Origin of the sequence: Mucilaginibacter sp. RCC_168, from assembly GCF_041355315.1 — a bacterium.
Lineage (GTDB): Bacteria > Bacteroidota > Bacteroidia > Sphingobacteriales > Sphingobacteriaceae > Mucilaginibacter.
On record NZ_JBFUPN010000020.1, the window covers coordinates 45,007 to 57,771 of the forward strand.

At 43.3% G+C, this 12,765-nt stretch carries 11 protein-coding genes; all 11 read left to right on the top strand.

What is annotated here, in order from left to right:
* The first annotated feature begins 1 nt into the window (after position 1).
* The 11 genes from AB6735_RS19290 (at position 2) to AB6735_RS19340 (ending at position 12,496) form a co-directional block, all read left to right on the top strand.
* Complete coding sequence (locus AB6735_RS19290; RefSeq protein ID WP_370997589.1) at positions 2–514, top strand: OmpH family outer membrane protein; 513 nt, start codon at positions 2–4, stop codon at positions 512–514.
* Between the two features lie 176 nt (positions 515–690).
* A complete protein-coding gene (gene murI, locus AB6735_RS19295) occupies positions 691–1,530 on the top strand; it encodes a glutamate racemase (protein ID WP_370997591.1) in 840 nt (279 codons plus the stop codon).
* A 301-nt stretch (positions 1,531–1,831) separates the two neighbouring features.
* Complete coding sequence (locus AB6735_RS19300) at positions 1,832–2,902, top strand: NADH-quinone oxidoreductase subunit H (protein WP_370997592.1); 1,071 nt, start codon at positions 1,832–1,834, stop codon at positions 2,900–2,902.
* A 224-nt stretch (positions 2,903–3,126) separates the two neighbouring features.
* The gene (locus tag AB6735_RS19305) at positions 3,127–3,714 is read left to right on the top strand and encodes a 4Fe-4S dicluster domain-containing protein (RefSeq protein ID WP_370997593.1); all 588 of its coding nucleotides are present in this window, start codon (positions 3,127–3,129) and stop codon (positions 3,712–3,714) included.
* Positions 3,711–4,259, top strand: a complete 549-nt coding sequence (locus AB6735_RS19310; RefSeq protein ID WP_370997595.1) for an NADH-quinone oxidoreductase subunit J — start codon at positions 3,711–3,713, stop codon at positions 4,257–4,259. Before AB6735_RS19305 ends, AB6735_RS19310 begins: the two co-directional genes overlap by 4 nt.
* Entirely contained in the window at positions 4,256–4,561 is a 306-nt protein-coding gene (nuoK, locus tag AB6735_RS19315; protein WP_370997596.1) for an NADH-quinone oxidoreductase subunit NuoK, read from the top strand. The genes AB6735_RS19310 and nuoK overlap by 4 nt, the downstream gene beginning before the upstream one ends.
* Before the next feature lie 188 nt (positions 4,562–4,749).
* Positions 4,750–6,804, top strand: coding sequence for an NADH-quinone oxidoreductase subunit L (nuoL, locus tag AB6735_RS19320; protein WP_370997597.1), 2,055 nt, complete (start codon positions 4,750–4,752; stop codon positions 6,802–6,804).
* 149 nt (positions 6,805–6,953) lie between these two features.
* Complete coding sequence (locus AB6735_RS19325; protein WP_370997599.1) at positions 6,954–8,558, top strand: NuoM family protein; 1,605 nt, start codon at positions 6,954–6,956, stop codon at positions 8,556–8,558.
* 14 nt (positions 8,559–8,572) lie between these two features.
* Positions 8,573–10,072 carry an NADH-quinone oxidoreductase subunit N gene (locus AB6735_RS19330; RefSeq protein WP_370997600.1) on the top strand — a complete coding sequence of 500 codons (1,500 nt, stop codon included), beginning with the start codon at positions 8,573–8,575 and terminating at the stop codon, positions 10,070–10,072.
* A 104-nt stretch (positions 10,073–10,176) separates the two neighbouring features.
* The gene (locus tag AB6735_RS19335) at positions 10,177–11,484 is read left to right on the top strand and encodes an ammonium transporter (protein ID WP_370997602.1); all 1,308 of its coding nucleotides are present in this window, start codon (positions 10,177–10,179) and stop codon (positions 11,482–11,484) included.
* A 391-nt stretch (positions 11,485–11,875) separates the two neighbouring features.
* A complete protein-coding gene (locus tag AB6735_RS19340) occupies positions 11,876–12,496 on the top strand; it encodes an alpha-ketoglutarate-dependent dioxygenase AlkB (protein ID WP_370997603.1) in 621 nt (206 codons plus the stop codon).
* The last annotated feature ends 269 nt before the right edge of the window (positions 12,497–12,765 follow it).

Genomic DNA, 12,765 nt, shown 5'->3' on the forward strand with positions numbered 1-12,765 from the left:
AATGAAAAAACTATTTAAAGTTGCTTTAGTTGCAGTAGGTATGTTATTTGCGGGCAACTTTGCCAATGCGCAGACTAAGATCGGGCATATTAATTTTAATAAATTAATTGATATGATGCCTGAAACTAAAACTATACAAACCACAATGGAGGCTTATCAAAAAACTTTTATTGATCAGTTAACCACCATGAACAATGAATTGACTACAAAAGGCAATGATTTCCAAAAAAATCAAGCTACTATGACAGATGCGGTGCGTAGCGCAAAAGGAACTGAAATACAGGATATACAAAAACGTATGCAGGATTATCAAAATGATGCCCGTCAGAAAGTTGAGCAAAAACAACAGGAACTGACTAAACCATTAATTGATAAGGCCACTACTGCTATTAGTGCTGTTGCCAAAGAAAAAGGATACGCTTACGTATTGGATTCTTCACAAGTAAGTTTATTAGTATCTCCGGATGCTGACGACCTGCTGGCCGCTGTAAAATTGAAATTGGGATTAAAATAAATATCAATTATTAGTCATTTAAAAAAAGCGTCGCGTATTTACGTGACGCTTTTTTTATTTTTGTGTATGTCTGGATCAAAATTTGCAGAATTTTAGAATTTCCAAAAATAATTCTGATCATTTTAAAATGCTGTAAATTCTGATTCAGATAAATAAATCACTAATTCAATAATTGGATGCGTCAACCTATAGGTATTTTCGATTCGGGCTTTGGCGGCCTTACTGTTTTTAAATCAATTATTGAACAGCTTCCGGAGTATGACTATATATACCTGGGCGATAATGCCCGGGCTCCGTATGGTAACCGCTCGTTTACCACTATTCACCAGTATACCTGGGAATGTGTACAATGGCTTTTTGAACAGGGCTGCCCACTCATCATCGTAGCCTGTAATACCGCTTCGGCTAAGGCCCTGCGCACTATACAGCAGCAAGACCTTAAAACAGTTGATCCTGCCAAAAGAATACTGGGTGTGATACGCCCAACAGCCGAGGTTATAGGCAATTACAGCAGCACTAAAGAAATTGGCGTACTAGGTACTAAAGGAACCGTGCAATCGGGTTCGTACCTTTTGGAGATCCAGCATTTTTTTCCAGAGATTAAAGTTCATCAGCAGGCCTGCCCGCTTTGGGTTCCGCTGATTGAGAACGGCGAGTATGATCAGCCCGGAGCTGATTATTTTGTGAAATTGTACCTGGATCAGATCATGGCACAATCACCGCAAATTGATACCATTTTACTGGCTTGTACCCATTACCCCCTTATCCAGCAAAAAATAGAGGCTAACCTGCCTGCGCATGTTAAAGTAGTGGCCCAGGGCGATATCGTTGCTAAAAGCCTGGTTGATTACCTGCAGCGCCATCCCGAAATAGAAAGCAAGGTAACGCGGAATAAAACTCAGGCGTTTTTTACCACAACAGATGATACGGTCGATTTTGATCATCATGCCTCCGTATTTTTCTCGGCCCCTGTAAAATCAACTTTTATATCAGCCAATGATTTGGTGAAATGCTGAGTGGTGAGTGAAAAATGACCAACAATTTAGACAAAAATCCTGAGAATCCCTTAACGGCAGAGCCCTCTTAAACACCGCAAAAATAATTAGTGAAAATCCTATGAACGGCGGAGCCTTCTAGAACACAATTGAAAACAAACAACAGGTGATAAACCAGGGTTCAGAAAAAAACTAACTACTCACCTCTCACTACTTACTATTCACCACCCACTACTCCACAATCCCCACCAACTTAATATAACTTACCGGCCTAAAATATTATAACATTTAGTAAGTTTGCGGTTTAAGCAAAACAGGCCTCTTGAATACTTATCTCATATATTTTATTGTAGCTATTGGGTTGTTTAGTTTTTCGGCCTTTTTTGCGCTGTTTGGTGTTTACGCCGAGCGTAAAATTTCGGCATTTATACAAGACAGGCTGGGGCCAACGGAAACCGGTAAGTTTGGCTCGCTCCAAACGCTGGCCGATATATTAAAAATGATCCAGAAAGAACTCATCATTCCGGCTGCTGCCGATAAGTGGTTGTTTATGCTAGCGCCGGCAGTGATTTTTATTGCTGTTTATATGGGTTTTGCCGCCCTGCCCTGGGCTCCGGGTCTTATCCCCTCTAAAATAAATCTGGGTATATATTACATTTTTGCCATCATCTCTGTCGAAACACTGGGCATCCTGATGGCGGGTTGGGGATCAAACAACAAATATTCTATTTTGGGCGCTATGCGCTCTGCCGCGCAGATCATCTCGTATGAGATACCTGCAGGCTTTGCCATTATATCGGTAGTGATGATAGCGCAAACGCTCAATCTGCAGGATGTAGCCATGCAGCAAGGCATCCTGGCGGGCGAAAAAATAAAGTTCGCTGGCTTTTGGGATGTTTCGAAAATAGGTGGCTTGTTTAGCTGGAACATATTTCGTGCCCCGCACCTGATCATTGCTTTTGTAATCTATTTTATAGCTTCACTGGCCGAAAGTAATCGCGCACCCTTTGATATTCCCGAAGCAGAATCGGAACTGGTGGCAGGTTTCCATACCGAATTTACTGGCATCAGGTTTGCCCTGGTATTTTTAGCAGAGTATTCAATGATGTTCCTGGTATCCATGATCGGGGTTATCTTGTTTCTGGGTGCCTGGAATACACCATTCCCTAACATAGGGCCAGCACATCTGGCCACGTGGACAACAGGCATGGCCTGGGGAATATTCTGGGTAAGCCTGAAAACGCTTGGCCTGGTAGCCGTACAAATGTGGATCAGGTGGACACTGCCCCGTTTCCGGGTCGACCAACTGATGAACCTGTGCTGGAAAGTGCTCACCCCACTGGCTTTTGCCTGCATGCTGATATCGGGCGTGTGGCGTTTGTGGCTAATGTGATTATGAGAGTAAGGATTTTTGGAGCAAGGAATAAAGACTTTTGGAACAAGGACAAAAAATAAAGAACAAATAAAAAGAAAGAATTCAAGATAATCCCTGAATCTAATAAACGGCGAAGCCCTCTTGAACACCAATAAAAATAAATAATAGTTCAAAATCAAGGTTCAGACAAAATCAAGGCAAAAAATCAGCGAAATCAACGTAATCATACAAATCAACGGTCGATGTTTAAAAGATTAATTAACGGTTTTACTACGGCATGGAAAGGTTTAAGCCTTACCGTGAAGCATCTTTTTGCCTCCAATGCGGCCAGAAAGATCACGACCGTAAGCGACGATAATTACTTTAAACAATTGGAAGGTACCAACACTATTCAATATCCCAAGCAACAATTACCCGTTCCCGAAGTAGGGCGTTATCAGTTGGATGTGGAGATGGATGATTGTATCGTTTGCGATCTGTGCGCCAAAGTATGCCCGGTTAATTGTATCGACATTGAATCGATCAAGGCTACGGAAGCCATCGGCCAAACATCTGATGGAACCACCAAACGCTTGTATGCCGCCAAGTTTGATATCGATATGGCCAAATGCATGTACTGCGGCCTGTGTACTATTGTGTGCCCTACCGAGTGCATCGTGATGACCAACCAGTATGATAAAACGGTATTTCAGCTGAGCGATCTCACCTATCAGTTCTCGGACATGCCGCCGGAAGTTGCTGCCGAAAAACGAGCCTTGTTTGATCAGCAGCAAGCCGAAAAGCAGGCAGCTAAACTGGCCGCCATGCAAAAAAAGGAGGGCGAAGCATGACCCTGGTACGCGTACTTTTTTATTTTCTGAGTTTTATAGCTATAGTTTCTGCACTGTACGCGGCTTCCAGCAAAAATCTGGTGCGCAGCATATTTGTATTTTTTGTTACCCTGTTTTCGCTGGCCGGTTTATATGTGCTGGCCCTGGCCGATTTTGTGGCCGTAACCCAGGTGGTGATCTATGTAGGAGGCATACTGGTGCTTATTTTGTTTGCCTTTATGCTTTCTGGAAAAGAAACCCTGAACGTATTGCAAAAACAGGAAGGGAAGTTTTTTAGTATGAAGAAATTGCCCGCGATACTTTTGGCAGCCGTATTTTTTATTGTATTGATTAATGTGCTGTTTAAGGCCGATGCGGATAATCTGCCATGGGTTAGGGATGCGATCAGCCTTAAAAACGAGATTACTCCTAAAGATATCATGATTGATAATATCGGGGTAAATTTAATGACCCGTTACCTGTTGCCCTTTGAAGCCATATCGATCTTGCTGCTGGTAGCTTTGATAGGGGCGGCCCATTTATCACGTAAGGAGGGCAAAGCATGATCACACTAACGGATTTTTTGGTAGTAAGCGCAGCCCTGTTTTGCATAGGCTTGTACATGACCGTTTCTAAACGCAATGCCATACAAATATTGATAGGTATTGAACTGATTCTGAACGCTGCTATTTTAAATCTGGTTGCCTTTGGTAAATATGATAAAGTAAATAACAGCGGACAAATATTCGCCTTGTTTGCCATTGTACTTGCGGCAGCTACAACAGCAGTTGCACTGGCTATTATCCTGAACGTATACCGCCGGTACAAAACCATCGATCCAAATGATATTAATAAATTGAGGGACTGAGTTTGGTATCGAGTTGTTAGTATCAAGTATCAAGACAGAAAATGCATGGTTTTAAAGAATTAAAAATTTGGAAAGCAGTAGTTTAAGTATTTAAAAAGATATATGATTTAAAAAATATAAAAACATGAACAAAAGATTGACAGATAAAGTCGTGATACTTGATACTAACTACTTGATACTAATATAAATTGGAAGACTTTTTACACGCCATACAAAGTTTAAACTATACGGTTGCTGCCGTGGCATTGCCGCTGCTTGCTGCTTTGGTAAATTTTTGTATGCCCGTAAAAAGCAAAGCCGCAGGCTGGATCTCAACCATAGCCATTTTGTTAAGCTGTGTATTATCAACCCGGGTGTTTGCAACGGTATGGAATAATCCGCAGGTACACGCCCAGCGCATCTGGTTTACCATTGGCCAAACCCAGGTTTATGCCGGTATCCTGCTCAATAATCTTTCGGTACTGATGTTGTTGCTGGTATCGGTTATTGCCTTGCCGGTACATATCTATTCAACCGCCTACATGAAGCACGACGATAGGTACAGCCGTTATTTTACTTACCTCAGTTTCTTTTGTTTCAGCATGCTGGCTTTAGTGGTGGTGGATAGTTTGATCTTGTTCTATGCCTTTTGGGAGCTGGTTGGTTTTTCATCGTACCTGCTCATTGGTTTCTGGTTTACTAAAGACAAAGCCGTACAAGCCAATAAAAAAGCATTCATCATGAACAGGGTAGGTGATATTGGTTTGCTAAGCGCCATCATTGTCCTGTTTGCACAGTTTCACACTTTTGATGTTGATACCATATTCGGTCAAAATGGATCAATCACGCAATCCGTTATAAAAAATGGTTTATGGACAGGTCCGGTTAGCCAGATACCCGCCCTCTGGCAATACATTGCATGTGTGGGCATCTTCTTAGCTATAGCAGCCAAATCGGCCCAATTCCCGCTGCATACCTGGCTGCCCGATGCGATGGAAGGCCCTACCTCGGTATCAGCTCTCATCCATGCCGCAACCATGGTGGCCGCCGGTGTATTTTTGCTGGGCCGGGTGTACCCCATGTTCACCCAGACAGAGCTCACCATACTAGCCTGTATCGGTTGCTTCACAGCGTTTATGGCGGCAACCATCGCGCTTACACAAAACGACCTCAAACGCATCCTGGCTTACTCTACCATATCGCAGTTAGGCTTTATGATATTGGCCATGGGGGTAGGGGCTTATGCTTCATCGCTATTCCACCTGGCTACACACGCGTTTTTTAAATGTTTGCTGTTTTTGGTGGCTGGTATTGTGATCCACCAGATGCAGCACATTAAGGATGATAACAACCTGGATATCGATCCGCAGGATATCTCTAACATGGGTGGCTTGCGTAAAAAACTACCGATTACTTTTGTAGCAGCTGTTATAGGAGCATTGGCCCTGGTGGGTTTGCCGCTTACTTCTGGCTATCTGTCAAAAGACGGTATCCTGATCCAGGCCTTTGAATGGAGCGACGGCCATAATGCCTGGTTTAAAATCATCCCGCTGATGACCCTGTTGACCAGCTGGCTTACCGCATTCTATGTAGGCCGGTTGATATTCAAAGTTTTCTTTGGCGAGTTTCGTCTGCTTAAAAATAATCCGGATGTTAAACTTCACCTGAGCGATGGCAACTGGCCGTTTACTTTGCCTTTGGTATTACTGGCTATTTGCTGTTTATTTCCGCTGTTTTCCTTTAATCCATTCTCCTATGAGCATAGCTGGTTGTTTGAAGGTTTAAGATCATCAGCCCATAGTACTGGTGAGGATATATATCACAGACTGGTACCCATCAGCGTAAATGTGATTAGCCTGCTGGTATTGTTTGCTGCTTACCGGATATATGTACGGGAAAGTGGTTTTACCTTCTCTCAAAGAGGCTATTTCTACCGCTTATCCTATAACCAATGGTATATTGATAATTTATATAAACGGATTATTGTAAACCCGGTATTGCGCCTGGGCAGCGCCTGTTTTTGGATCGACCGTACCGTTGTGGATGGTTTTTTACACCTTCTGGCGCGCATCAGCGGTGCTGTAGCCAGGTTAGCCGCCTGGACAGACGAATATATCGTCGACGGATTTTTGCATTTATTAGCCGCTATAGTGCAAAGTATTGGCAATTTTGCACGTAAGTTTCAAAGCGGTAAAGTACAGTATTACCTGTTTAGCATGCTGGTAATTGTACTGCTATTGTTTATTTTAAAAATACTGATATGATGAAAGAAGAGAGAGGATCAAGAGATAAGAATCAAGAATCAAGAGCCGGGAGGCTGGTTAAAATTGGAATATAATTACCAACTATTATTTTCTTGATTCTTGACTCTTATCTCTTGATTCTTAATTCTTGACTCTGATATTTAATTCGCATGAATATATTAACCTTACTATTACTGGTACCTGTACTGTTCGGCCTTATCATTATGGTGCTGCCATCGTCTGTGCGGGGCAGCTTTAAGTACCTCACGCTAACGGCCACGCTTATACAATTAGGCATCAGTATATGGATGTACCTGTATTTTAAAACGGGTGCGGCTTACGGCGGTATTAATCACGAAGATCAGTTCCAGTTTGTACAAAAACTTCCCTGGATCTCCCTGAACCTGGGCAGCATGGGCAAAATGCAGATCGATTATTTTGTCGGTATCGATGGCATGTCCATCAGTCTGCTGGTGATGACCTCACTGGTATTGGTTATCGCTACGCTGTCGTCATGGGAGATCAAGAGTAACCTCAAAGGGTTTTTCCTGTTGTTTTTACTGCTGGACATGGCCGTAATCGGTGTATTCTGCGCTTTAGATTTTTTCCTGTTTTACCTGTTTTATGAGCTGATGCTGTTACCGCTGTACTTCCTCATCGGGATGTGGGGCGGCGCGCGCAGGGAATACGCGGCTATCAAGTTTTTTCTGTATACCTTATTTGGTTCGGTATTTATGCTGCTGGTGATGGTGGGCTTGTACCTTTCGGTTACCGATCCCGCGACAGGCAATCATACGTTTAACATCATTCAAATGATGAACCCGGCTAATTACAGCGGGCAATCTATATTCTCTATAGCCGGTCATCAAACCATATTAGGTATGCCGGCACGAACGGTGGGTTTTGTGGTACTGTTCATTGCTTTTGCCATTAAGGTGCCTGTGGTGCCTTTACACACCTGGCTACCCGACGCGCACGTGGAAGCCCCAACGCCCGTATCTATCATACTGGCAGGTATCCTACTCAAAATAGGAGGGTATGGTATCATCCGTATCTGTTTAGGCATCTTCCCGGAAGTAGCCACTACCGGCGCGTTCTGGCTGGGACTGCTCGGTGTGATCTCCATTTTATATGGAGCCTTCAATGCCCTGGCCCAGAAAGATCTGAAACGCATGATCGCTTATTCATCCGTATCGCACATGGGTTTTGTACTGTTAGGTATCGCCTCCCAAACCGCCGAAGGTGTGAGCGGGGCTGTAATGCAGATGGTGAGCCACGGGTTTTTATCAACCATGCTGTTCTTTTTGGTGGGCGTACTGTACAATAGGGTGCACGACCGTGGCATCAATCATTTCCGGGGACTGGGTACGCTGATGCCGCAATACACTGCTTTTGTGATGATCGCGTTTTTCGCGTCCTTGGGCTTACCGGGCTTTTCGGCATTTGTGGCCGAAGCATTCTCTTTAACTGGTGCCTTTAAATCGCCCTCGGTAAATGGTTTACTGCCTTACTGGATGGCCGTTTGCGGTTCGGTAGGTATATTGCTGAGCGCCGCCTATTTCTTATGGACGTTACAGCGCATGTTTTTCGGTACCGAATCATTAAAAGGGGGCCAAGTTTGGAAAATAGCCCTGACCGATCTGAACCTGCGCGAGAAATTAACACTGGCCCCACTGGCACTGATAGCCCTGGCTTTAGGTATTATGCCCTCGCTGGTTTTTGATAAGATCAATGATTCGGTATTGGCTTTCGTTCAGTTTTTACAGCTTAAATAGTTCAATAAAATAAAATGCACGATCTGCTACCCCATATACCCGAGTCTTTATCATCTGTTTTTGGCAGCATAGCCTTTTTTATGCCCGAGGTTTACCTGGCAGCGCTGTTTATTGTGGTGATGATAACCGACCTGATATTTGGTAAGCACTCCCTGAAACTATGCCGGATAGTAGCCTGCGCAGGTTTAGTACTGGTGATGTACCTTGACCTGAAACAGTTTACACTGGTGGTTGACGGCGGGCATTTGATATTCAGTAATATGCTGCTGCTTATTCGCAGCGGTATATTCTTTAAGCTGATCATTGATCTGCTGTCGTTTATCCTGTTGTTATATTTTACCTGGGATAATAAGCTCAACGGTCATCAAAAGGGTCTGTCTGATCTGTATTCTATAGCCATAGCATCCGTGTTCGGCTTGCATTTGATGGTGATGGCGGTAAATCTGTTATCTATTTACCTGGCTATCGAGATGGTTTCTATAGCCTCGTACCTCATGGTGGCTTATCGTACAGAAAATGCTTTCAGTACCGAGGCCGGTTTAAAATATGTATTGTTCGGGGCGGCGTCATCAGCTATGATGCTGTATGGTATCTCGTTATTATATGGCTTTAGCGGTTCTTTGGATATTATATTCCATCATACCATTGAGCAGTTGTCGGGTGTTAATCCCATTAGTACCTCCTTTGCTATGATCCTGATTTTAATAGGTATCGGGTTTAAATTATCTTTTGTGCCCATCCATTTTTGGGTGCCCGATGTGTACCAGGGCGCAAGCACACCGGTTACGGCATACCTGTCAACCGTACCCAAAATAGCAGCCTTTGCCTTGTTGATCAATTTCCTTTCGCCATTTATGTTTACGGGACTTTGGACCGGCTTTAATATGAGCATAGCGTTTTCCGTTATCGGTATTATTACCATGATAGCTGGTAATTTCGCGGCGGTGCTGCAAACCAATATTAAAAGGATGCTGGCCTACTCCAGCATTGGCCATACCGGTTTCGCGCTGATGGCGGTTGTTGTTTTATCATTACAAAGTGTATCGGTATTAACATATTACTTACTGGTGTACGCGCTGGCTAATATTGGCGCCCTGGCGCTGGCTACTTATTTTGCCAACGAAACCGGTGCCGAAGATGTGGAAGACTATCGCGGGCTGGGTCTTAAATACCCAATAGCATCCGTTTGCTTTGTGATCATCCTGATTTCATTAACCGGTTTACCGGTAACCGCCGGTTTTACCGGGAAGCTGTTTGTGTTTTCGGCAGTATATGGTGTTTATCAGCAAACCCATAACATTTGGTTAATGTTGCTGATGGTTACCGGGACCTTAACTACGGTTGTTTCGCTGTTTTACTACATCAAGATCCCTTTAAATTTATTTTTGAAAAGAAAGGAAATGGCCGAAATAAGCAACAAAAAATCTGTGAATTTGCTTGTTTTATCAATATTCATAAGTTTTATCCTTATTTTATTGGGTATTTTTCCTCATTGGGTACTTCAATCCCTCTAATTTTTCAATTTTCGTAATTTTTTAACAAAAACTTAATATTCTTCGTTTTTTTATAATTAAAATCATACTTTCAGGCCGTTTTACAAAGCAATTCTAATATTTCCATGAAGCGGTATTTTCCTTTCTTAGTAATTCTTGTCATTTTAGTTCTCACTTTTCTTTTTCCTTCTGTAGAATTCAAAAAATCCGGAGATCCTCATTTTAATACCGGCGATATTGCCTGGATGCTGATGTCAACGGCCCTGGTTTTGATCATGACGCCGGGTCTTGCTTTCTTTTACGGGGGAATGGTTAATAAAAAGAATGTGATATCAACCATGTTACAGAGCATTGTTTGTATGGTGATCATTACGGTGTTGTGGGGCATATTTGGTTTTAGTTTGGCCTTTGGCGATAGCATTTATGGTATCATCGGTAACCCCTCCACCTATTTTATGATGAAGGGTATGCTGGGTAACGCCACCTGGAAAGCCGCGCCAACCATACCGCTGCTGTTGTTTGCTATGTACCAGCTGAAATTCGCTATCATTACACCCGCGTTGATTACCGGTGCTTTTGCCGAGCGGATCCGTTTCAACTCCTACATCATTTTCCTTTGCTTGTTCTCGATATTTATATTTTCGCCATTGGCACACTGTACCTGGCACCCCGATGGCATACTGGCCAAATTTGGTGTGTTGGACTTTGCCGGCGGTACCGTGGTGCATATGTCGGCCGGATGGGCTGCATTGGCTTCGGCCATCTATTTAAAACGCCGTAACGAGGCTAACCACTCACCTGCACGTATTACCTATGTGATGATCGGTACGGGGCTTTTATGGTTCGGCTGGTTTGGGTTTAACGCAGGCTCGGCATTTGGCGCCAACGCTTTAGCCGTTACCGCTTTAGCAACCAGTACCACAGCATCGGCCGCGGGCGGTATTACCTGGATATTTTTTGATATGCTGCGCGGACGCAAACCTTCAGCTATGGGTACCTGTATTGGTGCTGTAGTGGGCCTGGTAGCCATTACACCAGCCGCCGGGTTTGTTACCGTGCCGCATTCACTGGCCATTGGTATTATATCGGCTGTAGTAAGTAATTTGGTGGTGGAATGGCGCACACGTACTTCTATTGATGATACGCTGGATGTATTCCCCTGCCACGGTGTAGGCGGTATGGTAGGTATGCTGCTTACCGGTGTTTTTGCCAATCAGCACGTAAACGCGGGCAATACAACCGGTAACGGCCTGTTTTTTGGAGAAACGCATTTGTTTTTAGTGCAGTTAGTGGCTTTAGTTTGTGTTTCCATATTCTCGTTCTTTGGCTCTTTACTGTTGCTTAAAATTACCGATATGATATCGCCACTAAGGGTTTCGGCCGAAGACGAAGTTTTAGGCCTGGATATCAGCCAGCACGGCGAAAAGCTATAATTATTGAATTTCAAACCAATTACATAAATATGAGAGGTCCGGCTGCAAAGCCGGATTTTTTTATTTTGGAGCAAGGACTTTTGGAACAAGGAACAAGGATTTTGGAGCAAAGAACAAAAAATAACAAACGCGCTGTCCGAAGTCTCTGACTTCGGACGACTATGTTCGTAGTCTTTAGACTACATGAAGCGATATCGGTAGTTGCAAACTACCGGCATAATCGTTCGAAGTCAAAGACTTCGAACAGCGCCGAGGAAACAATAAGTATAGTGTATGATATTAAACCGTGATCCATATTCCTTGTCTAAATTTGCAGATGTGGAACTCCTGGAGCTTTGTCTTGATTCTTGACTCTTAGTTCTTGATTCTATTTAAGAAAGATTCTAAAAAAATGATCGTCGATAATCAATTGAATATATTTAGCCCGGCCCGTCATAACCTTTTGCCGTTTGATGGGGAGGTATTCTTATATCCCAATTTTTACCAGGAGGATGGCGTTTATGATGTGTTTGATGAGTTGAAACATTCCATTCTGTGGAAACAGGATAAGATGAAGATCTACGGGAAATCGGTTAATTTTCCGCGACTTACTTCCTGGTACGCCGATGGCGACAAAACCTACACCTACTCCGGCGTGGTGAATACGCCCCTGCCATTTACGCCCTTATTGCTTCAGATCAAAGAAGCCGCTGAGCAGCAATGCAATAAGCAGTTTAATTCAGCCCTGCTCAACTTTTACCGTAACGGCGAGGATAGCATGGGCTGGCACAGCGATAATGAAAAAGAGTTGAGTGGCAACCCGGTTATCGCGTCGGCATCGTTTGGGGCTACACGCACTTTTCAGTTTAAGCACAAACAGCAAAAAAACGCCAAAGTATCCATGGGGCTCAGCAACGGCAGCCTGCTAATTATGCAGGGCGAAACGCAGCACTACTGGCTGCACCAGGTCCCTAAAACTACCAGCGAGGCGGGCCCTCGTATCAATATTACTTTCAGGGATATTAAATATTAACGGGGCTTTTAAGGCTGTTGAATTTAAGCGTTAATTTTCGTATCTTTATGTGAATACCAGCCCGGTTTTTTCTAAAAAAAGAGAAAACCGGGCTGTTTTGTTAAAGGAAAGAGACAAAAAAATAGTTTTTTTGTATTTTAGTTATTTGACAATCAATATTTTAATACTTTTTAAACTTTTCAAAACGCATCAAAATCGCACTGAAATTTGTTAAAAAGTGTTAAAATCGATGGTTTTGAATGAATTTTTAACTGTTTTTACGCTGTTTT